At 58.5% G+C, this 25958-nt stretch carries 27 protein-coding genes, 1 tRNA gene and 1 pseudogene; 18 read left to right on the forward strand and 11 right to left on the reverse strand.

The window, feature by feature from the left end; translation table 11 throughout:
* Position 1 precedes the first annotated feature (1 nt).
* Complete coding sequence (locus tag Q7V03_RS17940) at positions 2-295, forward strand: DUF1330 domain-containing protein (RefSeq protein WP_304926966.1); 294 nt, start codon at positions 2-4, stop codon at positions 293-295.
* A 106-nt stretch (positions 296-401) separates the two neighbouring features.
* Positions 402-1196: a class II glutamine amidotransferase gene (locus tag Q7V03_RS17945; protein WP_304926967.1), complete on the forward strand. Its 795-nt coding sequence runs from the start codon at positions 402-404 to the stop codon at positions 1194-1196.
* 51 nt (positions 1197-1247) lie between these two features.
* On the opposite strand, the gene typA is transcribed toward Q7V03_RS17945, so the two are convergent.
* From typA to Q7V03_RS17975, 6 genes are all read right to left on the reverse strand, one after another.
* Complete coding sequence (gene typA, locus Q7V03_RS17950) at positions 1248-3065, reverse strand: translational GTPase TypA (protein ID WP_304926968.1); 1818 nt, start codon at positions 3063-3065, stop codon at positions 1248-1250.
* Positions 3066-3140: 75 nt separating this feature from the next.
* The gene (locus Q7V03_RS17955) at positions 3141-3743 is read right to left on the reverse strand and encodes a YitT family protein (RefSeq protein ID WP_304926969.1); all 603 of its coding nucleotides are present in this window, start codon (positions 3741-3743) and stop codon (positions 3141-3143) included.
* A 97-nt stretch (positions 3744-3840) separates the two neighbouring features.
* Positions 3841-5055: an NADP-dependent isocitrate dehydrogenase gene (locus Q7V03_RS17960; RefSeq protein WP_304926970.1), complete on the reverse strand. Its 1215-nt coding sequence runs from the start codon at positions 5053-5055 to the stop codon at positions 3841-3843.
* Between the two features lie 96 nt (positions 5056-5151).
* Positions 5152-5736 (reverse strand): HD family hydrolase, encoded by a 585-nt coding sequence (locus Q7V03_RS17965; RefSeq protein WP_304926971.1) that lies wholly within the window; start codon positions 5734-5736, stop codon positions 5152-5154.
* Positions 5733-5993 (reverse strand): hypothetical protein, encoded by a 261-nt coding sequence (locus Q7V03_RS17970; protein WP_304926972.1) that lies wholly within the window; start codon positions 5991-5993, stop codon positions 5733-5735. Before Q7V03_RS17970 ends, Q7V03_RS17965 begins: the two co-directional genes overlap by 4 nt.
* Positions 5994-6653, reverse strand: a complete 660-nt coding sequence (locus tag Q7V03_RS17975; RefSeq protein ID WP_304926973.1) for an alpha/beta hydrolase — start codon at positions 6651-6653, stop codon at positions 5994-5996.
* A 159-nt stretch (positions 6654-6812) separates the two neighbouring features.
* On the opposite strand from Q7V03_RS17975, the gene Q7V03_RS17980 reads away from it, so the two are divergent.
* The 11 genes from Q7V03_RS17980 to Q7V03_RS18030 all read left to right on the forward strand — a co-directional run bounded on the left by Q7V03_RS17980 (position 6813) and on the right by Q7V03_RS18030 (position 16088).
* Positions 6813-7289 carry an Rrf2 family transcriptional regulator gene (locus tag Q7V03_RS17980; protein WP_304926974.1) on the forward strand — a complete coding sequence of 159 codons (477 nt, stop codon included), beginning with the start codon at positions 6813-6815 and terminating at the stop codon, positions 7287-7289.
* A complete protein-coding gene (locus Q7V03_RS17985; protein WP_304926975.1) occupies positions 7286-8329 on the forward strand; it encodes a cysteine desulfurase family protein in 1044 nt (347 codons plus the stop codon). Before Q7V03_RS17980 ends, Q7V03_RS17985 begins: the two co-directional genes overlap by 4 nt.
* Positions 8330-8369: 40 nt before the next feature.
* Positions 8370-9884 carry a Fe-S cluster assembly protein SufB gene (gene sufB, locus Q7V03_RS17990; RefSeq protein ID WP_304926976.1) on the forward strand — a complete coding sequence of 505 codons (1515 nt, stop codon included), beginning with the start codon at positions 8370-8372 and terminating at the stop codon, positions 9882-9884.
* 42 nt (positions 9885-9926) lie between these two features.
* Entirely contained in the window at positions 9927-10682 is a 756-nt protein-coding gene (gene sufC / locus Q7V03_RS17995; RefSeq protein WP_304926977.1) for a Fe-S cluster assembly ATPase SufC, read from the forward strand.
* Positions 10682-11968, forward strand: a complete 1287-nt coding sequence (gene sufD / locus Q7V03_RS18000) for a Fe-S cluster assembly protein SufD (RefSeq protein ID WP_304926978.1) — start codon at positions 10682-10684, stop codon at positions 11966-11968. The genes sufC and sufD overlap by 1 nt, the downstream gene beginning before the upstream one ends.
* Positions 11969-12457, forward strand: a complete 489-nt coding sequence (locus tag Q7V03_RS18005; RefSeq protein WP_304926979.1) for a Yip1 family protein — start codon at positions 11969-11971, stop codon at positions 12455-12457. It abuts the gene before it with no gap.
* Complete coding sequence (locus Q7V03_RS18010; RefSeq protein ID WP_304926980.1) at positions 12447-13028, forward strand: YIP1 family protein; 582 nt, start codon at positions 12447-12449, stop codon at positions 13026-13028. The genes Q7V03_RS18005 and Q7V03_RS18010 overlap by 11 nt, the downstream gene beginning before the upstream one ends.
* A 2-nt stretch (positions 13029-13030) precedes the next feature.
* The gene (locus Q7V03_RS18015) at positions 13031-14251 is read left to right on the forward strand and encodes a cysteine desulfurase (protein ID WP_304926981.1); all 1221 of its coding nucleotides are present in this window, start codon (positions 13031-13033) and stop codon (positions 14249-14251) included.
* A gap of 44 nt (positions 14252-14295) precedes the next feature.
* Positions 14296-14372 (forward strand) — tRNA-Arg (locus Q7V03_RS18020).
* A gap of 153 nt (positions 14373-14525) precedes the next feature.
* Positions 14526-15209, forward strand: coding sequence for a ribulose-phosphate 3-epimerase (gene rpe, locus Q7V03_RS18025; protein ID WP_304926982.1), 684 nt, complete (start codon positions 14526-14528; stop codon positions 15207-15209).
* An 87-nt stretch (positions 15210-15296) separates the two neighbouring features.
* Positions 15297-16088 (forward strand): LuxR family transcriptional regulator, encoded by a 792-nt coding sequence (locus Q7V03_RS18030; RefSeq protein ID WP_304926983.1) that lies wholly within the window; start codon positions 15297-15299, stop codon positions 16086-16088.
* 433 nt (positions 16089-16521) lie between these two features.
* Here Q7V03_RS18030 and tsf read toward each other — a convergent pair whose 3' ends face one another.
* Both tsf and rpsB read right to left on the reverse strand, forming a co-directional pair.
* On the reverse strand, positions 16522-17418 hold the full coding sequence (gene tsf, locus Q7V03_RS18035; RefSeq protein WP_304926984.1) for a translation elongation factor Ts: 897 nt from the start codon (positions 17416-17418) through the stop codon (positions 16522-16524).
* An 88-nt stretch (positions 17419-17506) separates the two neighbouring features.
* Positions 17507-18265: a 30S ribosomal protein S2 gene (gene rpsB, locus Q7V03_RS18040; RefSeq protein WP_304926985.1), complete on the reverse strand. Its 759-nt coding sequence runs from the start codon at positions 18263-18265 to the stop codon at positions 17507-17509.
* A 283-nt stretch (positions 18266-18548) separates the two neighbouring features.
* Between rpsB and Q7V03_RS18045 the strand changes: the two genes are divergently transcribed.
* Genes Q7V03_RS18045 through Q7V03_RS18055 form a run of 3 tightly spaced genes read left to right on the forward strand, consistent with a single transcriptional unit; the run spans position 18549 to position 21103 of the window.
* Positions 18549-19439: a PfkB family carbohydrate kinase gene (locus Q7V03_RS18045; protein ID WP_304926986.1), complete on the forward strand. Its 891-nt coding sequence runs from the start codon at positions 18549-18551 to the stop codon at positions 19437-19439.
* Positions 19436-20356, forward strand: a complete 921-nt coding sequence (locus Q7V03_RS18050; protein ID WP_304926987.1) for a pseudouridine-5'-phosphate glycosidase — start codon at positions 19436-19438, stop codon at positions 20354-20356. Before Q7V03_RS18045 ends, Q7V03_RS18050 begins: the two co-directional genes overlap by 4 nt.
* A 57-nt stretch (positions 20357-20413) precedes the next feature.
* Entirely contained in the window at positions 20414-21103 is a 690-nt protein-coding gene (locus tag Q7V03_RS18055) for a DUF502 domain-containing protein (protein WP_304926988.1), read from the forward strand.
* Between the two features lie 91 nt (positions 21104-21194).
* Here Q7V03_RS18055 and Q7V03_RS18060 read toward each other — a convergent pair.
* Positions 21195-21347, reverse strand: a pseudogene (locus tag Q7V03_RS18060) (3-hydroxybutyrate dehydrogenase); the annotation flags it as partial.
* A 252-nt stretch (positions 21348-21599) separates the two neighbouring features.
* Here Q7V03_RS18060 and Q7V03_RS18065 point away from each other — a divergent pair.
* Positions 21600-23426 (forward strand): extracellular solute-binding protein, encoded by a 1827-nt coding sequence (locus Q7V03_RS18065; RefSeq protein ID WP_370651165.1) that lies wholly within the window; start codon positions 21600-21602, stop codon positions 23424-23426.
* Positions 23427-23429: 3 nt separating this feature from the next.
* Entirely contained in the window at positions 23430-23546 is a 117-nt protein-coding gene (locus Q7V03_RS18070; protein WP_304926989.1) for an entericidin EcnA/B family protein, read from the forward strand.
* Between the two features lie 3 nt (positions 23547-23549).
* Here the strand turns inward: Q7V03_RS18070 and Q7V03_RS18075 are convergent, their stop codons facing one another.
* Both Q7V03_RS18075 and Q7V03_RS18080 read right to left on the reverse strand, forming a co-directional pair.
* Positions 23550-24962 carry a bifunctional serine/threonine-protein kinase/universal stress protein gene (locus tag Q7V03_RS18075; protein WP_304926990.1) on the reverse strand — a complete coding sequence of 471 codons (1413 nt, stop codon included), beginning with the start codon at positions 24960-24962 and terminating at the stop codon, positions 23550-23552.
* On the reverse strand, positions 24963-25703 hold the full coding sequence (locus Q7V03_RS18080) for a metallophosphoesterase (RefSeq protein WP_304926991.1): 741 nt from the start codon (positions 25701-25703) through the stop codon (positions 24963-24965).
* Positions 25704-25958: the final 255 nt, after the last annotated feature.

A 25958-nucleotide genomic window follows, 5' to 3' on the forward strand; every position in this document is an offset into this window, starting at 1 on the left:
CATGGCGACGGCACTTTGGATTGCACATGTTGAAGTGATCGACGCCGAGGCTTATGGCAAATATGCCGTGTTGGCGGGGCCGATCCTGGCCTCGTTTGGCGGAAAATTCCTCGCCAGATCAGGGCGTTATGTTCAGCTTGAGGGCAACGACCGCGCCCGCAATGTGGTAGCGCGGTTCCCGAGCGTTGAGGCGGCGGTTGAGTGTTATCATTCGCCCGCCTACCAGTCGGCGCTTGCCCATGCCAAGGGTGCCTCGCATCGCGATCTCGTCGTGGTGGAGGAGCTGGGCGAATAGTATCTCGTCTTGTGTAAATTTTACGGAAAAATGCACTGCAATATATGCATATTGTAGTATGTTTTCCTTAAGAGGCCAGTCAGGTCCGGGAATGTGAGGGCGGATTATGTGCCGTTGGGCAGCTTACGCGGGCGCGCCGATCTTTTTGGATGAGATCATCAGCCGTCCGGGACATTCTTTGATCCACCAAAGCCATGGCGCGACGCAGTGCCATTCGACCATCAACGCCGATGGTTTTGGCGTGGCGTGGTATGGGGATCGGGCTGAACCGGGGCTTTACCGCGATGTTCTGCCCGCTTGGTCTGATCCGAACCTGCGCAGCCTGACGGCTCAGGTGAAATCGGGGCTATTTTTGGCGCATGTGCGGGCCTCGACCGGCACCGCGACCAGCCGCAACAACTGCCATCCGTTCGTGCATGGGGTGTGGTCGTTTATGCACAATGGCCAAGTCGGCGGTTATGAGCAGTTTCGCCGCGATGCTGATATGATGATTCCCGACAATCTGTATGCGGCGCGTAAGGGGGCGACGGATTCCGAAGCGCTGTTTTTGGTGGCACTGGCTGAGGGATTGGACAGTGACCCGCGTGGGGCGTTGGAGCGCGCCTCGGCGCGGTTCATCGCGGTGGCCAAGGCCAAGGGGGCGCTGCCGCATCTGCGGATGACGGCGGCTTTGTCGGATGGCAAGCGGCTTTATGCGGTGCGCTATGCGACGGATGATGCCGCCCCGAGTCTGTATTATCGCTGGTCCGAGACGCGTGGCGGCATGGCAGTGGTGTCAGAACCACTTGAGGCCGAGGAGGGCGGTTGGAATGAGATTGCATCGAACACCTTCTGCACGTTTGAAGGTGTGGATGTGAAAGTGGATACATTTATGCCGTGCCGACTGGCGCTTGCGGTTTAGAATCTTCAACTTCAGAAGAAAAAACCCGCCTTTCGGCGGGTTTTCATTGGTTCAGGCCGAGCGCGAGTGGCGTTTGCGATCGTTTGGATCAAGGTAGCGTTTGCGCATCCGCACCGATTTTGGCGTCACTTCGACCAGCTCATCATCGTCGATATAGGCGATGCACTGCTCAAGGCTCAACTTGACCGGGGTGGTCAGGCGCACGGCCTCATCCGTGCCAGAGGCGCGGACGTTGGTCAGTTGTTTGCCCTTCAGCGGGTTCACTTCCAGATCGTTGTCGCGGGAGTGTTCGCCGATGATCATGCCCGTGTAGACCGGTTCCTGCACGCCAATGAAGAAGTGGCCGCGGTCTTCCAGCTTCCACATCGCATAGGCGACCGAAATCCCGGATTCCATCGAGATCAACACGCCCTGACGGCGGCCTTCAATCGGACCCTTGTGGGGCGCCCAATCGTGGAACACCCGGTTCAGCACGCCAGTGCCGCGGGTGTCGGTCATGAACTGACCGTGATAGCCGATCAGACCGCGCGACGGCACATGTGCGATCAGACGGGTTTTACCAACGCCTGCTGGCTTCATCTCGACCAGATCGCCCTTGCGGGGACCGGTCAGCTTTTCGATCACAGCGCCGGTGTATTCATCGTCAACGTCAATGGTGACTTCTTCGATCGGTTCAGATTTCACGCCGTCGATGTCTTGAAACAGCACTCGGGGGCGGCTGATTGACAGCTCAAAACCCTCACGGCGCATGTTTTCGATCAGCACGCCCATTTGCAATTCGCCACGACCCGCAACCTCAAAGGCGTCGCCGCCGGGGGTGTCGGTGACTTTGATTGCGACGTTGATCTCGGCTTCTTTCATCAGGCGTTCGCGGATGATGCGCGACTGTACCTTGGAGCCTTCTTTGCCAGCCAGTGGGCTGTCATTTATGCCGAAGGTGATCGAAATCGTTGGCGGATCAATCGGTTGCGCTGGGATTGCGGTCTCAATCTCCAAAGCACACAGCGTGTCAGCCACGGTGGCTTTGGTCATGCCAGACAGGGTGACAATGTCGCCAGCCTCTGCGGCGTCAATCGGCGTCATCACCAGGCCACGGTAGGCCAGCACTTTCGAGACGCGGAATTGCTCGATCTTGGTGCCATCGCGCGACAGGGCTTTGATGGTTTCGCCCGCGCGCAGGGTGCCTGCTTCAACGCGGCCTGTCAGGATACGGCCGATGAACGGGTCCGCCGACAAAGTGGTTGCCAGCATTTGGAACGGCTCGGCGCGGCGGGCGATCTGCGCGGGTTCCGGGACGTGCTTGATCACCAATTCATAAAGCGCGTTCAGATCCTTGCGCGGGCCGTCGAGTTCAACATCGGCCCAGCCGGAGCGGCCCGAGGCGTACAGCACCGGGAAGTCGAGTTGATCATCGTCAGCGCCTAGGTTTGCGAACAGATCGAACACTTCGTTCAGCGCGCGCGAGGGTTCGGCGTCGTGCTTATCGACCTTGTTCAGCACCACGATCGGGCGCAGGCCCAACGCGAGGGCTTTCGCGGTGACGAATTTGGTTTGCGGCATCGGGCCTTCAGCGGCGTCGACCAGCAGCACCACGCCATCAACCATCGACAGGATGCGTTCAACTTCGCCACCGAAATCGGCGTGGCCGGGGGTGTCGACGATGTTGATCCGCGCTCCGCCCCATTCAAGGCTGGTGCATTTCGCCAGAATGGTGATGCCACGCTCGCGTTCAATGTCGTTGCTGTCCATCGCGCGCTCGGCAACCGCTTGGTTGTCGCGGAACGAGCCGGACTGTTTTAGCAATTCATCAACGAGGGTGGTCTTGCCATGGTCGACGTGCGCGATAATGGCGATGTTGCGAAGCTCCATCGGGGAGGTCTCTTTCTATTGTCAGCTTTTGCGCGGCGATAGCCTAGATGGGCCGGAAAGGCCAGAGGAACCTTGTCAGGTTGCGATGTATCGGTCGCGGCGGTGGTTGATTGCGAGGAATAGGTTGAAAACAGCGGCACCAAGGAAGGACCAGCCTAGAATATGCCAGTCAAGAAACAGCAGTGAGACAGTGAATAGCACGGCATCGAAAATCAGTTGTGCATAGCCGGCTTGGAACCCGGTGCGGTCTTGCAGGATCAGCCATAGGATCGAGATGCCGCCAAAGCTGCCGCCGTGGCGGACAACGGCGAGGGCGGCGATGCCAAACAGGATGCCGAACAGTATCGCGGCGAAGGCGGGTTGGATGTGCGAGAACGTAAGCCAACGTGGCAGGATGGCGATGGCCAGCGACAGCAGCGCGACGCAGAGAAAGGTTTTCAGGGTGAAAGCCAGCCCCATGCGGTGGTAGCCGAACCATAGGAACGGCAACGAGATGCTGAAATACACCGCCGAGAACGGATAGCCGGTGGCATAGCTGATCAGGGCTGCGACTCCGGTGGTTTGGCCTGCGATGAAACCCATGTACGTTAAGATGTGCATGCCGACGGCGGCCATGCAGACGCCGAAGGCGATGCCTTGGGCGTCTTCGATGGCGGAATGGCGGTTGGCGTCGGTCATGACGCTTTGTAATGCAGCCGCGGTATTTGTGTCAATAATGCTGACGTATAATTACCATAAGAAAAAGGCCCGGAACCATCGTCCGGGCCTTTGTGGGTTAGCCATGCAGGGCTTTGTTCAGATATTCATCGACCTTTTCCAGATAGCCCATCGTGGTCATCCATTTCTGATCGGGGCCAACCAGCAAAGCCAGATCCTTGGTCATCCAGCCATCTTCAACCGCATCAACGGTGACTTTTTCCAACGTGCTGGCAAAGCGCATCAGCTGCTCGTTGCTGTCCAACTTGGCGCGGTGCTTCAGACCGCCGGTCCAAGCGTAGATCGAGGCGATCGAATTGGTCGAGGTCGCCTTACCCTTCTGATGCTCGCGGAAGTGCCGAGTGACGGTGCCATGCGCGGCTTCAGCCTCGACCGTCTGGCCATCGGGCGTCATCAGGATTGAGGTCATCAGGCCAAGCGAGCCGAAGCCTTGCGCAACCGTATCGGACTGCACATCGCCGTCGTAGTTTTTGCAGGCCCAGACATAGCCGCCCGACCATTTCATCGCCGACGCCACCATATCGTCGATCAAACGGTGTTCGTAATGGATGCCAGCAGCCTTGAATTGGTCTTCAAATTCCTCGGCATAGACTTTTGCGAAGATGTCTTTAAAGCGGCCATCATAGGCTTTCAGGATGGTGTTCTTGGTCGACAGATAGACCGGCCAGCCTTTCAGCAAACCATAGTTGAGCGACGAGCGTGCGAAGTCGTGGATAGAATCGTCAAGGTTATACATGCCCATGAACACGCCCGAGGACGGCGCTTGATAGACCTCTTTCTCGATCACCGTGCCATCATCACCGACGAATTTCATCGTCAGCTTGCCAGCACCCGGGAAGCGGAAATCGGTCGCCTTATACTGATCGCCGAAAGCGTGACGGCCAACCACGATTGGTCTGGTCCAGCCGGGTACCAGACGGGGCACGTTTTTGCAGATGATTGGCTCGCGGAAGATCACGCCACCCAAGATGTTACGGATGGTGCCGTTGGGCGATTTCCACATCTGTTTCAGGCCAAATTCCTCAACCCGCTGCTCATCCGGGGTGATGGTGGCACATTTGACGCCGACACCGTATTTCTGGATCGCATAGGCCGAGTCTATGGTGATCTGGTCATTGGTGCGATCACGCTCTTCAATGCCCAGATCGTAATACTTCAGATCAATATCGAGGTAGGGCAGGATCAGCTTTTGCTTGATGAAATCCCAGATGATCCGGGTCATCTCGTCGCCGTCGAGTTCGACGACGGGATTCGCTACCTTAATCTTGGTCATGTCGGCCCCTTGTGGTTGGTTGTGCTTGCGCAGGGTTTAGGTGAAAATACTGTGAAAGGGAAGATGGTATGCGACGGTATACCGAAATGTCTCGGCCTATTTGAAGAAGCTTTGGGTCTTCGCGCGCACCCAATCCCATAGCCTTGGCGCGCCCTTGGCGATTTTGCTGCCAACGCGGGATTCTAACTGCTCGGGCGTGACGTTGTAGGTGATCCAAGTGCCACCGCCCGATTGCAGGTTGGCCATCACCGGCTGCACGCGGTCCAGGGATTTGGCGAAGATGGCGTCGGGGGTTTGGGCTGCTTCAAACTCATCCCAGATCGCGCGAAGGTCGGAGCTTAGGTCATTGGGAAGCAGCCCGAAGATGCGATCTGCGGCGCGGGATTCGGCGGCTTGGGTGTCTGTAGAGGCATGAGCAAGGCCATTCGCGGAATGGATCGGCACGTCGCCGACATCAATTTCCACCAGATCATGTACCAGCAACATCTTGATCACGCGCGAGATATCAACGTTGGGGGTGGCGTGGTCGGCCAGCACCAGCGCGTAAAGCGCCAGATGCCAGGAATGTTCGCCCGAATTTTCCCGCCGCGAGCCATCGCACAACGTCGTAGCCCGCAGCACCGATTTCAGGCGATCTGCCTCATTCAGAAACGCGAATTGCGCCTCCAGCCGGGCCGTCAATGGCCGCTCTGCATATGCGGGCCGGGCGGCGGCGTTGTGCCTTCGCGTTTGGCTTTCAGCAAAGCGTCGATGTATTTGCGCCCGCGCTGTTCAGCGACGCGGACGCGGTAGGCGGTTAAAAACGCCTCCTGCATGGTGGGCGAGGCATCCAGCAGCACTTTGGAGACCTTGTCGGGCAAGCGGTGGTCGTCGAGTTCTTCCATCGCGGCGATCACGTCGCGGGCAAGCGCATCGCCCATATCCTCGACGACGCCCATTTAGCGGGTCACTTCTGTCAGACGACGCTTCACATAGCCCGACACGGTGTCGATCATCGGCTTCATATGCGCTTCTTCATCCTTGAAGAAGTGATCGGCGCCCTCAATCTGGGTATGGGTGACGGTGATGCCCTTCTGCTCGTGCAGTTTGTTCACCAGATTGATGGTGTCTTTCGGCGGAGCCACCTTGTCTGCGGTGCCGTTGATGATCAGGCCAGACGCCGGGCAGGGGGCGAGGAAGCTGAAATCATAGAGGTTCGCCGGTGGGGCGACCGAGATGAAACCGGTGATTTCCGGGCGGCGCATCAGCAGTTGCATGCCGATCCACGCGCCAAACGAAAAGCCCGCGACCCAGCAATGCTTGGCGTTCTGGTTCATGCTTTGCAGGTAATCGAGGGCGGAAGCCGCATCCGACAGTTCGCCAATGCCCATGTCATATTCGCCTTGGCTACGCCCAACACCGCGGAAGTTGAACCGCATCACGGTGAAGCCAAGGTTGTAGAACGCGTAATGCAGGTTGTAGACAACCTTGTTGTTCATCGTGCCGCCGTAAGCCGGATGCGGGTGCAGCACGATCGCAATCGGCGCATCACGCTCTTTCTGCGGATGGTAACGTGCTTCGAGGCGGCCTTCTGGGCCGGCGAATATAACTTCGGGCATGTAAGCTCCGTGCCTGTTTCCCGAACGAATTGTTGACGAATTCGCTCGGATATACTAGAACCATTCTAAAGCGGCAAAACCGCTCATGGACTGGGGTTGAGTTAAGCGGACGCACCCCCGACGTCAATGGATAGTCACGAAATTGGGTGGGTGCTGGGCATGAAACTATCGACCAAGGGGCGTTACGCGATGGTGGCGCTGGCCGATCTGGCTTTGGCCGAGGTTAAAGGCAGCGATGATTTGATGTCGCTGGCGGCAATTGCCAAGCGGCAGGACTTGTCTTTGCCCTATCTGGAACAGTTGTTCGTCAAGCTGCGCCGCGCGGGTTTGGTGGAGGCGGTGCGCGGTCCGGGCGGCGGTTACCGCTTGGCGCGCAACCCGGATTCCATTCGGATTTCCGAGGTGATGGAAGCGGTTGAGGAGAACGTCGATGCGATGCATTCGGGGGCGGGGGCCTCGGGTGGCGTGTCTGGTTCGCGGGCGCAAAGCCTGACCAATCGACTGTGGGAGGGGCTTTCGGCGCATGTCTATGTATTCTTGCACCAGACGCGGCTGTCGGATGTGATCGGCAATGCGATGACGCCATGCCCGGCGGTGCCCGCTTTGTTCCGGGTGGTGGATGTGGTCGAGGAATGAGCCGGATTTATCTTGATTGGAACGCGACCACGCCGCTGCGCCCGGAAGCGCGCGCGGCGATGATTGCGGCGATGGAGGTGGTGGGCAACCCGTCTTCGGTGCATGCCGAGGGGCGGGCGGCGAAGGCGTTGATGGAACGCTCGCGGCGGAAGATTGCTGCTGCGCTGGGGGCAGAGGGCGCAGATATCGTGTTTACCTCGGGGGCAACCGAGGCTGCGGCCTTGGCCTGCGCGGGGCGGGGGCTGAATTGTGCGCAAGTGGAGCATGAGGCGGTTTCGGCTTGGTGCGAGGCGGGGCTGGCGGTGGATTCGAACGGCCGGGTGACAGTGTTGGAGCCTGCCCGCACCGCGTTGCAACTGGCAAACTCCGAAACCGGCGTGGTGCAGGAATTGCCTGCTGGTTTGGCGGTTTCTGATTTGACGCAAGGCTTTGGCAAGCTGCCGTTGGCGTTCAATTGGCTGGGATGCGAGATGGGTTTGATCTCGGCGCATAAGCTGGGTGGCCCGAAAGGCATCGGCGCTTTGGTGCTGCGACCCGGCTTGGATGTGGCGTCACAACTGAAGGGCGGCGGGCAGGAGATGGGGCGGCGGGCTGGCACCGAAAACCTGATTGGCATCGCGGGATTTGCAGCGGCGGCAGAGGCGGCTGCGCGGGATTTGGCGGATGGGATTTGGGAGCGGGTGGCGGAAATTAGAAATATTCTAGATTCAGCATTGTCCGCCATGGGATTTGATATTATTTCAGTCGGGAATAGGGCGAAGCGGTTGCCGAACACGTTGAACCTGATCGCGCCGGGCTGGAAGGGCGAGACGCAGGTGATGGCGATGGATCTGGCGGGGTTTTCGGTATCGGCGGGCTCGGCCTGTTCCAGCGGCAAAGTGCGCGCCAGTCGGGTGCTGAAGGCGATGGGCTATGATGAGGCGGCGGCGGGTCAGGCGATCCGCATCTCGCTAGGACCGGATGTGACAGAGACCCAAGTGCTGCGCTTCGCCGAAGCCTGGGCGCGGGACTACAAACGGATACGTTCGCGCGTCGCGTGAACTTCAGGCGGCAACGCCATGGAATAAAAGGAAGATAGTGATGGCCGATTTAGATCTGGAAGTGCGTGATGGGGTGGATCGGGAGACGATCGAGACCGTTCATGCGATGTCTGGCACCTACAAATACGGCTGGGCGACCGAGATTGAGATGGATTACGCGCCGAAGGGTGTGTCGGAAGACATCGTGCGGCTGATTTCTTCGAAGAATGAAGAACCCGAGTGGATGCTGGAATGGCGTCTGACCGCGTATCGGCGTTGGGTTCAGATGGAAGAGCCGCATTGGGCGATGTTGAACTATCCTAAGATCGACTATCAGGATCAGTATTACTACGCCAAACCCAAGAGTATGGCGGTGAAACCGAAATCGCTGGATGACGTCGATCCCAAGATCTTGGCCACCTATAAGAAGCTCGGCATCCCGTTGAAAGAACAGCTTATTCTGGCCGGAGTTGAGGGCGCAGAGACGATGGGCGAGCGCAAGGTCGCTGTGGATGCGGTGTTCGATTCCGTGTCGGTTGGTACCACATTCAAGGCGGAATTGGCGAAAGCCGGGGTAATTTTCTGCTCGATTTCGGAAGCGATCAAGGAACATCCCGAACTGGTGAAGAAATACATCGGCTCGGTGGTGCCGCAGTCGGATAACTTCTTTGCGACACTGAATTCGGCGGTGTTTTCCGATGGTTCCTTCGTTTATATCCCGCCGGGCACCCGTTGCCCGATGGAGCTTTCGACCTATTTCCGCATCAATGCCGAGAACACCGGGCAGTTCGAGCGCACGCTGATCATTGCCGATAAAGGCAGTTACGTCAGCTACTTGGAAGGTTGCACGGCGCCAAAACGCGACACCAATCAACTGCATGCAGCGGTTGTGGAACTGGTGATTTTGGAAGATGCCGAGGTGAAATACTCAACAGTGCAGAACTGGTATCCGGGCGATGAAAACGGCCTTGGCGGCATCTATAACTTCGTGACCAAACGCGCCGATTGCCGGGGCGATCGGGCGAAAGTGATGTGGACGCAAGTGGAGACCGGTTCGGCGATCACTTGGAAATACCCGTCTTGCATCCTGCGTGGCGATGATAGTCAGGGCGAGTTTTACTCGATCGCGATTGCCAACAATGCCCAGCAAGCCGACACTGGCACCAAGATGGTGCATTTGGGCAAGCGCACAAAATCGCGTATTGTTTCCAAGGGCATATCGGCGGGCAGGGCGCAGAATACCTATCGTGGCCTGGTGTCGATGCACCCGAAAGCCACCGACAGCCGCAACTATACCCAATGCGACAGCCTGCTGATCGGCGATAAATGTGGGGCCCACACCGTGCCCTACATTGAGGTAAAGAACAATTCCAGCCGGGTTGAGCACGAGGCGACGACCAGCAAGGTGGATGAGGATCAGTTGTTCTATTGCCGCTCGCGCGGGATGGACGAGGAAGAAGCTGTGGCGCTGGTGGTGAACGGTTTCTGCAAGGAAGTTCTGCAAGCCCTGCCGATGGAATTTGCAATGGAAGCACAAAGTTTGGTTGCGATCAGCCTTGAAGGCTCGGTTGGCTAAAGTTTGGCAGCTCTGTTGCGTGAAAAGATGAATGAGGGAAAAATGCTCGAAATCAATAACCTACACGTCAAACTTGAAGAAGAAGATAAAGTCATTCTGCGCGGAGTTAACCTAAAGATCGGCGCTGGCGAAGTGCATGCGATCATGGGGCCGAATGGGTCGGGCAAGTCGACGCTGTCATATGTGCTGTCGGGCCGCGATGGCTATGAGGTGACCGAGGGTTCGGCCAAGCTTGAAGGTCAAGAGCTGCTAGAGATGGAGCCAGAAGCGCGGGCTGCGGTGGGGCTGTTTTTGGCGTTCCAATATCCGGTGGAGATCCCCGGTGTTGGCAATATGACCTTTCTGCGCACCGCAGTGAACGCGCAGCGAAAAGCACGCAATGAGACGGAGATCTCGGCGGGTGATTTCTTGAAACTGGTGCGGGAAAAGGCGAAGGCACTGCAAATTGATGCTGAAATGCTGAAGCGTCCGGTCAATGTCGGCTTCTCGGGCGGCGAGAAAAAGCGCAACGAGATCCTGCAAATGGCGATGCTGGAACCGAAGATGTGCATTCTGGATGAGACGGATTCTGGGCTGGATGTCGATGCGATGAAGTTGGTTGCGGAAGGCGTCAATGCTTTGCGCGGGGCAGGGCGTTCATTCTTGGTTATCACGCATTATCAAAGGCTTCTCGACCATATCAAACCTGATTTTGTGCATATCATGGCGGCGGGGCGGATTATCAAAACCGGCGGGCCAGAGCTGGCGCTGGAAGTTGAGAACAACGGCTATGCAGACCTTTTGGCGGAGAGTGTCTGATGGCGGTTTTGCAATCGAAGCACGATGCGCTGCAGGCGCGGATTGCCGCTTTAAGCTTTGCACCGCAGGGCTGGCTGGGGGCCGCGCGCAGCGATGCTTTGGCGCGTCTGACCGCGATGGGGCTGCCTGGCAAACGTGATGAATATTGGCGCTACACCGACCCGACCGGGCTGAACGCGGTCGAGGCCGCCCCGGTCACTCTGTTCGATCCGGGTGACGAACCCGCACCGTTCAGCGGCGTGGATCGGTTGAAAATCGTGTTTGTCGATGGTGTGTTTGATGCCAGCCAGTCGGATGCACTGGCGCTGGAGGGCGTGCAGATTGAGCGGACGTGTGACGCGGCTGAGGCCGATATTCACTGGGCGAGTGCGCTTTATGGCGTGCTGGAAGCCCGTGGCCAAAGCCCGGTGCAGCGGCCATTCGCGGCGTTGAATTCGGCTTTTGCGGATGATGGCCTGTTGATCCGCGTAACGCAGACGCCATCTAAACCTATTTCTTTGATTTATCACCATAAATCAATGACTTCTGACGTGATTCTGCATCACTGCATTAAGGTTGAATCCGGTGCGGAAGTGACCATTCTCGAGAATGGGGCTGCTGCTGCGCGCTTCAACCATGTGATGGAAATTGAGGTCGCCGATGACGCGCGCTTTCACCACATCCGGGCGCAGGGCCGGGCGCATACACGGCAAGCGGTGACGCATCTGTTTGCCCGCATTGGCCGCAATGCTGCATTCAAATCCTTCACCCTGACCGCAAACGGCCGTCTGACCCGCAATGATGCGGTGCTGGAACTGCTCGGCGCGGATTCGGTGGCGCATGTCGCTGGGGCGGCTTTGGGTGACGGCGATTTTCACCACGACGACACCGTATTCATCACTCATGCCGCCGAGCGCTGCGAAAGCCGCCAAGTGTTCAAGAAAGTGCTGAAAAACGGCGCGGTTGGGGTGTTTCAGGGCAAGATTCTGGTGAAACAGGGCGCGCAGAAGACCGATGGCTATCAGATCAGTCAGGCGCTGATGCTGGATGGCGACAGCCAGTTTTTGGCCAAGCCCGAACTGGAAATCTACGCCGATGACGTGAAATGCAGCCACGGTTCGACCTCGGGCGCGATTGATGAAACCGCTTTGTTCTACCTGCGCTCGCGCGGGGTGCCGTTGCGGCAAGCGCAATCGCTGCTGGTGCTGGCGTTCTTGGCCGAGGCGATTTCGGAAATTGAAGATGAGGTGATTTCCGACGATATCCGGCAGCGGTTGCAAAGCTGGCTGGCGCGTCACGAGCATTAAATGTCAGTCACAACCGATATCGTGCAGGCATGGCGGCAGCCGAAAGCGGTGATGCGGCGGCATTTGCAGCGGCCCAAATCTGAGCCGTTCGCCTTCAGCCTGCTGGTGGCATTTTTGCTGCTGGCTTTCGTGTCGCTGTGGCCGTTCCTGTCGCGCCAAACCGTACTGCAGCCCGAGGTGCCGATGGTGCAGCGGCTGGTGGCTTCGGGGTTGGCACTGCTGGCTTTGGTCCCCTTCTTTTATCTGCTGGCAGCCGTAAGCCATTGGATCGCAAAGGCAATGCGCGGGCAGGGCAGCTATTTCTCTGCGCGTCTGGCGCTGTTTTCGTCGCTTTTGGCGGTGACGCCGGGGATGCTGTTGCAGGGGTTGGTCGCCGGGATGATCGGGCCGGGTTTGCAAGCCAATCTGGTGGCGGTCGTGGTCGGCCTGGGCTTTCTCTGGATCTGGATTTCGATGTTGCGGGAAGCGGGGCGTGGCGATGCAGGCTGAACTCAGGCATGTCATGCAGTTGACCGTGCAAAACCCACGCGCGGCGGCGCGACATTTGTTGGGCTTGCGGTTGCCGCTTTCAACGGTCTGGCTGATGACGGCGTTGATGGCGGTGCTCTCAGCCCTGCTTGCCACGGTGTCTTTGCTGCTGGCACCCGATCAGGCTGAACCCAGTATGATCGAGCCTAGCATCTTGGCCATGTTGCAAAATCCGCTTCAGGTGGCGGCTCTGCAAGCCGTCGTGATGGTGATCATGGCGATGCTTGCGCAAGGCGTGGGGCGGATGTTTGGTGGGCTTGGCGGCTTTGCCGATGCACTTGTGTTGATCGCATGGACCGAAGCGTTGCTGTGTTTGCTGCAACTGGCGCAGATCGTGATGATGGTGGTGTCGCCCTCGTTGGCTTCCGCCATAGGTTTGTTCGGTATGGTATTGTTTGTGTGGGTTTTATCCAACTTTATCGCCGAGATGCACAGCTTTGCTTCGGCTGCAAAAGTACTGTTTGGCATTATCGGAACGGTGCTTGCCGTCTCGGTCTTGCTCGCGATCGCGCTGGTGGGAATGAAAGGCTGATCATGTACGATATCGCGAAAATTCGCAGCGATTTCCCGATCTTGTCGCGGCAGGTCAATGGCAAACCGTTAGTTTACCTGGATAATGGGGCTTCGGCGCAAAAGCCGCAAGTGGTGATTGCTGCGATAAACCAAGCCTATTCGATGGAATATGCCAATGTTCACCGGGGCTTGCACTACCTTTCTAATCTTGCGACTGACAAGTATGAGGCCACGCGCAGCAAGATCGCGCGGTTTCTGAACGCAGGCTCCGAGCATGAGATTGTCTTCACCACGGGGGCGACCGAGGGCATCAATCTGATTTCCTACGCTTGGGCGGCACCGCGGTTTCAGGCAGGTGATGAGATCGTGCTGTCGATCATGGAGCATCACGCCAATATCGTGCCGTGGCATTTTCTGCGTGAACGTTTGGGCGTGGTGCTGAAATGGGTCGAGGTTGACACCAAGGGTGATCTAGACCCGCAAGCGGTACTGGATGCGATCACCCCGCGCACCAAACTGATCGCAATTACCCATATGTCCAATGTGTTAGGAACCGTTGTTGATGTCACTGCGATCTGTCGGGGCGCGCAAGAGCGGGGAGTTCCGGTGCTGGTCGATGGCAGCCAAGCGGCGGTGCACAGTACGGTGGATGTGCAGGCCATTGGCTGCGATTTCTATGCCATAACCGGACATAAGTTATACGGGCCAAGCGGTTCCGGCGCGATCTTCATCAAGGCCGACCGGATGGTCGAGATGCGGCCATTTCTTGGTGGCGGCGATATGATCCGCGAGGTGACTCGCGACAGCGTGACCTACAACGACCCCCCGATGAAGTTTGAGGCTGGCACGCCGGGCATCGTGCAGCAAATCGGGCTGGGCGTGGCGCTGGACTATCTGACCGGTCTTGGTATGGCGAATATCGCCGCCTATGAGCTCGGTTTGCGCGATTATGCGAGGGCGAAACTGGCTGGATTGAACGGGTTGACCGTGCAGGGAACGTCGGACACCAAAGGCGCGATTTTCTCTTTTACGCTGCAAGGTCAAGCCCATGCGCATGATATCTCGACTGTGCTGGACAAGCGCGGCATTGCGGTGCGGGCGGGCACGCATTGTGCTATGCCGTTGATGCAGCACTATGGGCTTGGGGCAACATGCCGGGCGTCGTTCGGGCTTTACAACACCACAGCGGAAGTCGACGCGCTGATCTCGGCCTTGGAGTTGTGCCACGAACTTTTTGGCTAATTTCGCGTTGCAGCCCAAGGCAGTAACAGTTATAGCAATCGTAGGCACCCATAGCTCAGCTGGATAGAGTGTCGCCCTCCGAAGGCGAAGGTCGCACGTTCGAATCGTGCTGGGTGCACCAAATCTCTGATATCAAAAAACATTAAGGAGAATGTCCCCAGTTACAACAATTTATCCTGTAATCAATATTATGTAATATGTATCCGATCTAGTACTGGACCAAACTGCGTGAATTGGGCTATGAACCAGCAACTTGCCCCAGATGGAATATGCGATGACCTTTAGCCGCCAGATCAAGATCGCGCCCTCTATCCTTGCTGCCGACTTTGCCAACTTTGGCGCGGAGTGTCGCGCGATTGAAGATCAGGGTGCGGATTGGGTGCATGTCGATGTGATGGATGGGCATTTCGTGCCGAACATCACCTTTGGCCCGGCGACCTGTGCGGCGATCCGGCCGCATATCAAGGGCTTCATGGATGTGCATTTGATGATCGCTCCGGTGGACTCTTATATTGAGGCATTTGCTGAGGCTGGCGCGGATCTGATCTCGGCGCATCTGGAGGCTGGGCCGCATATTCACCGCACCTTACAAGCCATTCGCGCGACGGGGAAAAAGGCTGGACTGGCGATCAATCCAGGCACGGGTATTGACGCTGTGGCGCATCTACTTGATCTGGTCGATATGGTCTGCGTCATGACGGTGAACCCGGGCTTTGGCGGGCAGAAGTTCATCCATTCGCAGCTGGATAAAGTGCGGGCCCTGCGCAAAATGATTGGCGATCGCCCGATCCATATTGAGATTGACGGCGGCGTGACCGTAGAGACAGCGCCTTTGGTGGTGGCAGCTGGCGCGGATGTACTGGTCGCGGGATCTGCGGTGTTCAAGGGCGGCTCGGTGGGTAATCCTGCACCTTACGGGGTGAACATTGCGGCAATTCGGGCGGCGGCCATCGCCTAGCGCACAACCCTGCCCTGCATTCTGCTCGACTTGCGGCGGAGAAGTGCCTAACAATCGCACCGGGGATACAGCCAGACAGGACAGATCGTGACAGCAGGTTATGCGCTGTTGGTGAGTATTGCGCAAAGCACCAGTGCCGACGATGTCTGGCGGCTGGCGACGCGGTATTTTGCCTCGCTGGGGTTCGGGCTGGTGAACTATGGCTTCACCCGGTTTCGATCGACCCGCACGATTGGCGATCCGGATGACGCGCTGTTTCTGACCACGGGGTCTGAGGCCTATGCCAGGGGCTATTTCCGTAATGGCTTCTATGCCAAAACGCCGGCGTTTCGTTGGGCGCAGAACAATGAAGGAGCCTGCACCTGGACTTGGGTGCGCGAAGCGATGCTTGCGGGCAAGCTGACGCCTGAGGAAATCGAGACGGTGAAGCACAACGTGGCTATGGGCATAACTGCTGGGATTTCCATCAGTTTTCCGGAAACCTCGGCGCGGGCCAAGGGTGCGCTGGGGCTGATCGCCGATCCGGGGATCAGCGTGGAAGCCGTAGATGCGCTGTTTGCCGAGAAGCATGATGAATTGCTGGCCGTCGCCAATATGCTGCATCTGCGGCTGATCCAACTGCCGTTTTCCAACCGTCGCCGGGCCTTGACCACCCGCCAGCGTGAGGCTTTGGAATGGATTGCTGATGGCAAGACCAGTCAGGATGTGGCGCTGCTGATGGGCGTGTCGGCCGCGATGATTGAGAAACATCTGCGGCTGGCGCGCGAGACTTTGTCGGTCGACACCACCGCGCAGGCTGTGGCGAAAGCAGCCCTAATGAACCTGATCTTTCAACGCAATCCAACCGATGCCAGCCCTGTTCCGGTGGCCGCAAGGTAAGGATTCCCCGACTAGGCTTCCCTTAGGTAAGCTGACATTCTGTCACAGTTCCGTGAGTAAAGGCTTCGGCCTTTGGGACGTCAGGCGATGTCAGTTTGCATTTTCAAACACCGGCATCCCTGCGCAGATTGGGGGCCTTCCCCCGCCCGAGACTGGCTTTGCGGCTTATTTTGCCCGTAGTGCCAAAGCCGTGCTGGTCCTCATCCCCGTGGTGCAGCACAGAGCGGCACAGCCCCCAGAGCTGTGCCGTTTTTCTTTTTGGTGTTGATTTTACGCTGTGCCAATGCACTTTGTAAAAGCCCGAGATTCTTCCCCGTTGGGAATGACTTGTGTTTTGGCGGCTATTTTAGGACGAATTCCACAATATATAGTGGTTGAAAGCAAAAGGGCTGGTGTTGCCACCAGCCCCCTGCCCTAAAATCTGCCGAAAAGATCAGGCCGAAACCATCTTTGCGACTTCTGCAGCGAAATCTTCTTTTTCTTTCTCGATGCCTTCGCCGACGCCCATACGGACGAAACCGATGATTTCAACGCCGGCTTGCTTTGCAGCTTCAGCGACGGTGATTTCTGGGTTCATCACGAACATCTGGCCCATCAGGGTGTTCTCAGCCAAGAATTTCTTCATACGGCCGGGAATGATGTTGTTCTGGATCACCGCATCGGGTTTTGGTTTGGCGGAAGCTGCATTTTCTTCCAGCGCTTTGGAGGTTTGCACCGCCAATTCACGCTCGACCACAACCGGATCAAGATCAGCTTCGGACAAGGCAAGGGGGTTGGTGGCGGCGACATGCATCGCGACTTGCTTGGCGAAGGTATGTTCACTGCCTTTGATAGCCACCAGAACACCGATGCGGCCAAGGCCGTCAGCAACCGAGTTATGCACATATGCTGCCACATGATCGCCTTCGATCGAGGCCATGCGACGCAGGTTCATGTTCTCGCCGATGGTGGCCACCGCTTCGGAAATCACGATGTGAACCGGCTGACCCGCCAGATCGGCATTCTTCAGATCTTCAAGATTTTGCGCGCGGAAAGCGGTTTTGGTGATGTTGTGCACCATCGCCTGGAAGTCAGCGTTCTTGCCCACAAAGTCAGTTTCCGAGTTGATCTCGACAGCCACGCCACGCCCGCCAGAAACGGCGATGCCAACCAGACCTTCGGCGGCGACACGGTCAGCTTTCTTGGCGGCTTTCGCCAAACCCTTGGTGCGCAGCCAATCGACCGCAGCTTCCATATCGCCATTGGTTTCAACCAAGGCTTTCTTCGCGTCCATCATGCCTGCGCCGGTGGAATCACGCAGTTCTTTAACCATTTGAGCGGTTACGGTCATGTTCAGTCTCCTGAAATTCAACAAATGAGTGCGGCGGGAACCGGGCCTAAGCCGTATCCCCGCCGTGTATCAGTCGCGTAAAGCCCTATCAGGCGTCAGCGATCGCTTCTTCTTCCGGTGCGTTTTCCAAAGCGCCAAGGTCGATGCCCGCAGCGCCCATTTGGGCCGACATACCATCGAGAGCAGCTTTAGCGATCAGCTCGCAATACAACTGGATTGCACGCGCGGCGTCGTCGTTGCCGGGGATCACGTGGGTCACGCCTTTGGGCGAGTTGTTGGTGTCGACGATGCCGACAACCGGGATGCCCAGTTTTTGCGCTTCCAAGATCGCCAAATCTTCTTTGCCAACATCAATGACCACGATCAGATCCGGGGTGCCGCCCATTTCGCGGATGCCGCCCAAGGACGCTTGCAGTTTGGACTGGTCGCGTTCCATCATCAAACGCTCTTTCTTGGTCAGGCCTTCGCCGCCTGCGCCCAAGAGTTCGTCGATGGTTTTCAAGCGCGCGATCGACTGGGAAACGGTTTTCCAGTTGGTCAGCGTGCCACCCAGCCAGCGGTGGTTCATGTAGAATTGTGCGCAACGCTCGGCAGCTTCGGCCACCGGCTTTTGTGCCTGGCGCTTGGTGCCAACGAACAGAATACGGCCGCCCTTGGCGACGGTGTCGCGCACGACTTTCAGCGCCTGATCCAGCAAAGGAACGGTCTGCGTCAGGTCGAGAATGTGGATGCCATTGCGGTCGCCGTAGATATACGGGCCCATTTTGGGGTTCCAGCGTGCGGTCTGGTGGCCGTAGTGAACGCCTGCTTCAAGCAGCTGACGCATGGAGAACTCGGGTAGAGCCATGTCTTATCCTTTTCCGGTTTCAATCCTCGGTGAAGCTGTCTCAGACCTTACGGTCCAACCGGCGGAGTTTACGGGATTTCTCCCCGCAAAGCCCAAGCCTCACCTGTGAAGTGAAGCGGCTTTAGACGAAGGTCGGCAGGGATGCAAGTGGATTGGGCAAAAATCAGCGCTTCATAGAATTTGCACGATGTAGCGCCAACAGCAAGCTGGCTTAACACCGGCAAAGGGGCAAGCCCAAGCGCGCCGTCTTGAGTTTCCGCGCCAACTTTGCGATGACAGCCGCATGACACCTGACATCCTCTGCATCGGGTCCGTATTATGGGACATCATTGGCCGCTCGTCGATTGCGATGCGGCTTGGCTCGGACGTACCGGGGCGGATCACCCGGCTGCCCGGTGGTGTGGCTATGAACATCGCGATGACGCTGAGCCGCTTTGGTCTGACCCCTGCCCTGCTTTCTGCGGTCGGCCAAGACGAAGAAGGCCATGAGTTGATCGCCGCCTGTCAGCGCATGGGCATGGTGACAGATCACCTTTACCGATCAGAAGACCTGCCGACCGACCGTTATTTGGCGATTGAGGGTGCGAATGGCCTGATCGCCGCGATTGCCGACGCACATTCGCTGGAGGCGGCGGGGGATAAGATCTTGCGGCCCTTGGCGGATGGTCGCTTGGGAACCGTGGATGCGCCTTGGTCCGGCATGGTCGCGTTGGACGGCAATCTGACTGTTGCACTGTTGTCCGAGATCGCCCATTCGCCGCTGTTCGCCTGCGCCGATCTGCGCGTCGCCCCCGCAAGCCCCGGCAAAGCCGAGCGTCTGTTGCCATTGCTGAACCACCCCCGCGCGACACTTTATGTGAACCTCGAAGAAGCCGGTTTGATCTGCCATGCCCGCTATGAGACTGCCTTTGATGCCGCAGAGGGGCTGCTTTCGCATGGTGCCGCGCATGTGCTGGTGACGCATGGCGGCAAGCCCTGCGCCGAAGGCCGCAAGGGTGCAGGGGTGATCACCGCCGCCCCGCCGCCGGTGATGGTCACAAGGATTACCGGTGCGGGCGACACATTCATGGCCGCCCATATCGTCGCAGAACGCCAAGGCAGCCCGCGTGAGGCCGCACTTGCCGCCGCCTTGGCCGCCGCCGCCATCTATGTTTCAGGAGAACAACCGTCATGACCCTCGATTTGCTCAGCTTTTCGCCCGAAGTCGCCGCCGCACGTGCCGCAGGTACTGCCATTGTAGCGCTGGAATCCACCATCATCACCCATGGCATGCCGTTCCCGCAAAACGTCGAAGCCGCCCGGGCGGTTGAGGCCGAAATCCGCGCGCATGGCGCCACACCCGCTACGATTGCGGTGATGGGCGGGCGTATCCTGATCGGGCTGACCGATGCGCAACTCGATGCTTTGGGGCAAGCGCCCGAGGTGATGAAAATCTCGCGCGCCGATATTGCGGCGTGTATTGCCAAGGGGGCTGTCGGGGCGACGACGGTGGCGGCCACGATGATCTGCGCCAAGCTGGCCGGGATTGATGTGTTTGCCACCGGTGGGATCGGCGGCGTGCATCGCGGGGCGGAAACCTCGTTCGATATCTCGGCTGATCTGCCGGAACTCGGTGAAACTGCTGTCACGGTGATTGCAGCGGGGGCGAAAGCCATCCTCGATCTGCCGAAAACGCTGGAATATCTGGAGACCAAGGGCGTGCCAGTGATTGCCTTCGGGCAAGATGCGTTTCCGGCATTTTGGTCGCGCGATTCCGGGCTGAAATCGCCGTTGCGGATGGATACGGCGGCAGAGATTGCGGCGGCGCAGTTGATGCGGACGCGGTTGGGTCTGCCGGGGGGGCAACTGGTCGCCAACCCGATCCCGCTCGCCGATGAAATTCCGCGCAACGAAATCAATCCAGCGATTGAGCAGGCGCTGACCGAGGCTGCCGCCCAAGGCATCGCCGCAAAAGAAGTCACCCCCTTCCTGCTGCACCGCATTTTTGAGCTGACCGCTGGCCGCTCGCTGGTCTCCAACATCGCCCTTGTTTTGAACAACGCACGGCTGGGGGCGGCGATTGCGCGCGAAATCGTGGCGCAGCGCGGCTAAGGCCATTGTGATGATGTGGGCGGCTGCTTAGGTTGCCGGGGAAACCAAGGAGCCTTCATGTCTGACCCACATCCGCGCCGCTCGATGCTTGCCGGCTTTCGGTCCTCGTTCCTGACGGGCCTTGTCGTGGTGCTGCCGGTCGGTTTGACGATCTATGTCGTCTGGGGGGTGATCGGCTATATTGATGGCTGGATCCTGCCGCTGATCCCCACCAATTATCAGCCCGAGGCTTTCCTGCACGGCTGGTTCGGCCCTGAGGTGGATTTTCCGGTGCGCGGTGTGGGCGTGCTGGTGTTTTTGGTGTTCACCGCCCTCGTCGGCTGGCTGGCGCGCGGGTTGATCGGGCGCACGGTGATGCGGCAGGCCGAAATGGTGGTGGACCGGGTGCCGCTGGTGCGCTCGATCTATTCGGGGGTGAAACAGATCACCGAGACGTTCTTTGCCAAGTCTGAGAAAAGTTTCGACCGCACCTGTCTGGTTGAATTTCCCCGCGAAGGTTATTGGGCGGTGGGGATGGTGGCGACCACCCCGAAGGGCGAGATTGCCGCCAAACTGCCGGGCGGCACGCCGATGGTGGCGGTGTTTGTCGGCCTGACCCCGATGACCTCGGGGATGCTGTTGTTCGTGCCCGAGCGCGATGTGATTTTTCTGGATATGAAGGCGGATGAGGCGGTGAAAATGATCGTCTCGGCGGGGTTGGTTTATCCGCAGCCGAAGGAAACTGTGGCGGCACTGGCTGCGAAATAGTTTTGGGTTGCATCCAGGCTATGCCTTGCTGTCCAGACGTGGACAAGGGCGCGGATTATGGGATTGCAAGGGCTTAGGCCGGTTATGTTAATGCGGCCAGATCGGCGGCCAAGGCGTGATCTTTTGCCCGGTCGGTGAAACTGTTCAGCACCACATCGGCCCCGGCACGAGCGAGTTCTTCGGCCACCCCCAGACCGACGCCAGAATTCGACCCGGTGATGATCGCGCGTTTTCCCTGAAGCATGGTGCCCCGCTTTTTGCTGTGATCGATGCTACATGCTGCATCCGCAAAGGGAAGCCCAAAGCCAAAAAAAACGCCCGCACGAGGCGGGCGTTAAGTTATTGAGGCAGGTTTCATACAGGCAAGAAACCTATCGAGCAGTAAGTATCTTATAGCCCTGTTGGCGGCGCACTCCAAGTTAAAAGTTTGAAAAGGTTGGATTGCCCGCATAGATTGGGGATCAGTAAAAACAGGCTGCGGGGGATTGTTGCCAGAATGAACCGGGATATTTTCGCACTTTTGCGCAGCTTTGGACTTGGTCTGGCGCTGATTTTGATCGGTGGAGTCGGGGGGGGATTCGCGCAGGCAGAACCCATGCACGCCATTGCTATGTATGGCGCGCCTGCGCTGCCACCGGATTTTGTGTCGCTGCCCTATGCCAACCCCGATGCGCCGAAGGGGGGCCGCATCGTGATGGGCGAGAACGGCAGTTACGATTCAATGAACCCGTTCATCCTGAAGGGCCGCGCGCCGAGTGGTATTTCTTTGTTCACCACTGAGACGCTTTTGGGCCGATCCTTTGACGAGCCGTTCTCGCTTTACGGGATTCTGGCCGAATCGGTCGAGACAGATGCGGCGCGCACCTACGTCGAATTTACTTTGCGTGAGGCTGCCCGATTCTCGGACGGCAGCCCGGTGACGGTGGAAGATGTGCTGTGGTCGTTTGAAACCTTGGGAACATTGGGCAATCCGCGCTATGCGCCGGTGTATCAGGCGGTGGCGAAAGCCGAGAAAACCGGTGTCCGATCCGTGAAGTTCACCTTCAGCGCCGAGAACCGCGAGCTGCCTTTGCTGCTGGGGCTGCGCCCAGTTTTGCAGAAAGCGCAGTGGGTGGGGCGGGATTTCAGCGCCACCACGATGGAGCCGCCGATTGGGTCTGGCCCCTATGTGGTCGATAGGTTCGAGGCTGGGCGCTTTGTCAGCTATAAGAAAAACCCGGATTGGTGGGGCAAGGCTTTGCCGTTTTACAAGGGGATGCACAATTTCGATGAGATCCGGGTGGAGTATTTCGGCAACCCGGATGTGCATTTCGAGGCGTTCAAATCGGGTGATCTGAGCAGCTACCGCGAGACCAATCCGATGAAATGGCAGCAGAACTACGGCTTCCCGGCTGTGGTGGCGGGCGATGTGGTGAAAGATGAGATCCCACATCAGCGGCCCTCGGGGATTGACGGCTTTGTGTTCAACACCCGTAAGCCAATTTTTGCCGATTGGCGGGTCCGCGAGGCGCTGCTGGACGTGTTCAACTTTGAGCTGATCAATCAGACCCTCAACGGCGGCGCGGTGCCGCGAATCACCAGCTATTACAGCAACTCCGAGCTTGCGGGCGATGTCGCCAACCCGGCGCAGGGGCAAGTGTTGGCGCTGCTTCAGACCTATACGGCTGATCTGCTGCCGGGTGCTGTTGAGGGCTTCGCACTGCCAGTCTCGGACGGCAAACCAAGCAACCGGGCGAATTTGCGCAAGGCCAACGCTTTGTTGGAAGCGGCGGGATGGACGGTGCAGGATGGGGTGTTGAAGGATGCCACGGGGGTGCCGTTTACGTTTGAAATCCTGCTGACCAACGGCGCGGATGATTATATCGCCGCCGCCAATATCTATATCGAGGCTTTGGCGCAGGTTGGGATTGCGGCCAAGCTGACCACGGTGGATGCAGCACAGTATACCGAGCGGACCAACCTTTATGATTTCGACATGACGCAGCAGATCATCGCTTTGTCGCTGTCACCGGGGACCGAGCAGTTGCGCTATTGGGGGGCGGCCAATGGCGCGGCACCGGGGTCGCGCAACTGGGCAGGGATCAATTCACCGGCGGTGGATGGCTTGGTGCAGACCATGCTGTCGTCAACGGATCGCACGGATTTTGTGACGGCGGTGCAGGCTTTGGACCGGGTCTTGACCTCGGGGCGCTATGTGGTGCCGGTGTGGTATCAAAATATTGGCCGCATCGCTCATGCCAAGCGGTTGCATTTCCCCGAAAAATTGCCAATTTACGGCGACTGGCCGGGGTTTCAGCCCGAGGTCTGGTGGTATCAGGAGTAGAGCATGCGCAAATGGATGATGATTGTGGTGCTGGCAGCACTTGCGGGCTGCGGCACGGTTGATGGCATGGGCCGCGATGTCTCGGCGGGTGCGCAGCGTGTGGGTGGGTGGTTCAACTAGGGTTTAGGCAGGGTCCGGTTGCTGATCGCGCAACCGGATCACCGTGACGGAACAGGCGGCTTCGGCCACCACTTTGGCTGACACTGACCCCAAGAACCGCCGCGTGCTGGAATGGCCGCGCGCGCCCATCAGAATGTGATCGACGCGAGCGACTTCGGCATGGTCGATGATGGCCGCGGCCGGGTCGGTGTTCTCGAGGATGGTGTAGGTGAGGCGATCATCGCTTAGATCGATGCCGTCGGCCCAGGTCTTTAACCCGACAAGGCGTGCGACATGCAGGTTGGTGCCGGCATCGTCGGTGGCGGGATCAATGCCCAGTCGTGCGGTTTTGATCACATTGATGCACGCGACGCGGGCGTCGGGGCGGTTGACCAGCATGCGTTTGATCTGCAAGTAGATCGCTTGCGACAGCGGTTCCATTTCGGGCGACAGATCAACGGCGACCAGCAGGATCGGCGCGCGCTCGATCTGGGCAGCAACCGAGGGTGGGGCCGCAAAAGCTTTCAGATTGCGCATCTTGCGCCAGCGGTTGAATACGGTCAGCGCGGAGTCGCGCTGCATCTTATGCCCGCGCGCGGTCAGGCGGATTTGCATCGGGTTTGCGAGGTCGAAGATCATCTGGGCTGCGGATTGGTAGCGGTTGGCGGGATCGACTTCCAAAGCGCGCAGGATGATTTCTTGCAGCCATTCAGGGATATCGGGGCGCAAAGCGCGCGGCGGCACCGGGTCGCGCCACAGACGTTGTTTGACTTGAGACAGCTTTTCGGGCTGGCCGAACGGCATTTTGCCCGTCGCCAACTCGTAAATCATTGCGCCCAAGGCGTAGAGGTCAGAGCGCAGATCGCCCCTTTGGCGCAGGTATTGTTCGGGGGCGATATAGGGGAAGGTGCCCATCGGGATGGTGAATTCTTCGGCAAGCAGATCGGGCAGTTGATCGTGGCGCGACAGGCCGTAGTCGATCAGCACCATCTCACCTGACGGGCGTTGCAGGAAATTGTCGGGCTTCAGATCAAGGTGGATCACATGCTGACGGTGGATGTCATGCACGGCTTCGGCCATCCGGGCGGCCAGTTCAATCACCTCGGCCAAGGGGCGCGGCGCGCGTTTGAAATACTGGAACATCGAGAGGCCGGGGATGCGTTCGGTGACGATATAGGGCATCACCGCGAAATCACCCTGCCCCATCACCCGCGGCACATGAATGCCGGACAGGCGCGGCATGATCATCTGCTCGACCTCAAACCCCACGATGGTCGGGCCGTCGTAGCCGTCTAGGATGGTTGGGATTTTCATCACCATCGGCGTGCGGTAAAGCGCGTGGGTGACATCCCAGATCGTCGCAAAGCCACCTTTGTGCAGCTGCTGCCCCAAAGTGAAGCCGTTGATTTCCAAGCCCGGATGCGGTCTGACAGCCATTCAAATTCCCTTCATCAGACGCTGCGCCAGCGCCTCTGGCAGACCCGCTTCGCGTGATTTGCGGGCGGTGGTGGTGGCATCATACCCGACACGGCGAAAGGTCAACTCGTTGCGCGTGCGATCCAAGATCGCATAGCTGGCAAGTGTGGTGCCATCGCGCGGCTGACCGACAGACCCGATCACGCCCAGCCAGCGCCGCGAGTGCAAAAGCGGCATCGGCTGGCCCGGAGCCAGCGTAAGATGTGTCACCCGCCCCACCAGATCACAGCTGTAAAGTGCGGCCCGGTGGACATGGCCGCAAAAGATCAGCCGCGCATCGCAGACCAGAAAGCTGGGCCGCGCGGTGGCGGCAGAGGTGATATAGAGCCAGTCGGCCGGATCATTCGCCGAGGCATGCACGAATAAGGTATCGCCATCCTGCACCGTCAACGGCAGTTCGGACAGGAACAGCTTTTGCCGGGCATTCAGACGGTTCACCGTCCAGTCGATCACTCGGCGGGCGTTGGCGTTCAGGATATTGTCGGCGGTGCCTATGGCGCGGTCATGGTTGCCACGCAGGGCGATCGCACCTTTCGCCACCAAGGATTCGACCTGATCAATGCACCAGCCGGGATCGGGGCCGTAGCCGACGATATCGCCGAGGAACACCAGCCGATCAATCTGACGCTGCGCAAGGTCTGCCAAGACAGCCTCAAACGCCTCGCGATTGGCGTGGATATCCGTCAGCAAGGCCAGACGCATCAACTTCCCCCCTCCTCGCCCCTCAGCAAGGATGGGCCACAGTGATATGGTTCAAAGCGCAGGGTCAAGGGAGCAGACGGTGTGAATTGCATCTTCATCTCGGCGCTGTGAGTTGGGAACTTGCCCGATTTGGCCGCAGACAAATCGAGGCGCGCCTGCCTGCCCCGTCAGGCGCGCCCCGATTCATAGCGACAGTTTGCGGCGGCACACCCCTTGCTCAACGGCGCTCCGCCTTACGAGCAACGCACCGGAAAA

The organism is Cypionkella sp. (genome assembly GCF_030652235.1).
Taxonomy (GTDB): Bacteria; Pseudomonadota; Alphaproteobacteria; order Rhodobacterales; family Rhodobacteraceae; genus Cypionkella.

Coding starts and splice junctions, on each gene's coding strand:
- Q7V03_RS17940 (WP_304926966.1), top strand. CDS start 2: ATGGCGACGGCACTTTGGATTGCACATGTTGAAGTGATCGACGCCGAG.
- Q7V03_RS17945 (WP_304926967.1), top strand. CDS start 402: ATGTGCCGTTGGGCAGCTTACGCGGGCGCGCCGATCTTTTTGGATGAG.
- typA (WP_304926968.1), bottom strand. CDS start 3,065: ATGGAGCTTCGCAACATCGCCATTATCGCGCACGTCGACCATGGCAAG.
- Q7V03_RS17955 (WP_304926969.1), bottom strand. CDS start 3,743: ATGACCGACGCCAACCGCCATTCCGCCATCGAAGACGCCCAAGGCATC.
- Q7V03_RS17960 (WP_304926970.1), bottom strand. CDS start 5,055: ATGACCAAGATTAAGGTAGCGAATCCCGTCGTCGAACTCGACGGCGAC.
- Q7V03_RS17970 (WP_304926972.1), bottom strand. CDS start 5,993: ATGGGCGTCGTCGAGGATATGGGCGATGCGCTTGCCCGCGACGTGATC.
- Q7V03_RS17975 (WP_304926973.1), bottom strand. CDS start 6,653: ATGCCCGAAGTTATATTCGCCGGCCCAGAAGGCCGCCTCGAAGCACGT.
- Q7V03_RS17980 (WP_304926974.1), top strand. CDS start 6,813: ATGAAACTATCGACCAAGGGGCGTTACGCGATGGTGGCGCTGGCCGAT.
- Q7V03_RS17985 (WP_304926975.1), top strand. CDS start 7,286: ATGAGCCGGATTTATCTTGATTGGAACGCGACCACGCCGCTGCGCCCG.
- sufB (WP_304926976.1), top strand. CDS start 8,370: ATGGCCGATTTAGATCTGGAAGTGCGTGATGGGGTGGATCGGGAGACG.
- sufC (WP_304926977.1), top strand. CDS start 9,927: ATGCTCGAAATCAATAACCTACACGTCAAACTTGAAGAAGAAGATAAA.
- sufD (WP_304926978.1), top strand. CDS start 10,682: ATGGCGGTTTTGCAATCGAAGCACGATGCGCTGCAGGCGCGGATTGCC.
- Q7V03_RS18005 (WP_304926979.1), top strand. CDS start 11,969: ATGTCAGTCACAACCGATATCGTGCAGGCATGGCGGCAGCCGAAAGCG.
- Q7V03_RS18010 (WP_304926980.1), top strand. CDS start 12,447: ATGCAGGCTGAACTCAGGCATGTCATGCAGTTGACCGTGCAAAACCCA.
- Q7V03_RS18015 (WP_304926981.1), top strand. CDS start 13,031: ATGTACGATATCGCGAAAATTCGCAGCGATTTCCCGATCTTGTCGCGG.
- rpe (WP_304926982.1), top strand. CDS start 14,526: ATGACCTTTAGCCGCCAGATCAAGATCGCGCCCTCTATCCTTGCTGCC.
- tsf (WP_304926984.1), bottom strand. CDS start 17,418: ATGACCGTAACCGCTCAAATGGTTAAAGAACTGCGTGATTCCACCGGC.
- rpsB (WP_304926985.1), bottom strand. CDS start 18,265: ATGGCTCTACCCGAGTTCTCCATGCGTCAGCTGCTTGAAGCAGGCGTT.
- Q7V03_RS18045 (WP_304926986.1), top strand. CDS start 18,549: ATGACACCTGACATCCTCTGCATCGGGTCCGTATTATGGGACATCATT.
- Q7V03_RS18050 (WP_304926987.1), top strand. CDS start 19,436: ATGACCCTCGATTTGCTCAGCTTTTCGCCCGAAGTCGCCGCCGCACGT.
- Q7V03_RS18055 (WP_304926988.1), top strand. CDS start 20,414: ATGTCTGACCCACATCCGCGCCGCTCGATGCTTGCCGGCTTTCGGTCC.
- Q7V03_RS18065 (WP_370651165.1), top strand. CDS start 21,600: ATGAACCGGGATATTTTCGCACTTTTGCGCAGCTTTGGACTTGGTCTG.
- Q7V03_RS18070 (WP_304926989.1), top strand. CDS start 23,430: ATGCGCAAATGGATGATGATTGTGGTGCTGGCAGCACTTGCGGGCTGC.
- Q7V03_RS18075 (WP_304926990.1), bottom strand. CDS start 24,962: ATGGCTGTCAGACCGCATCCGGGCTTGGAAATCAACGGCTTCACTTTG.
- Q7V03_RS18080 (WP_304926991.1), bottom strand. CDS start 25,703: ATGCGTCTGGCCTTGCTGACGGATATCCACGCCAATCGCGAGGCGTTT.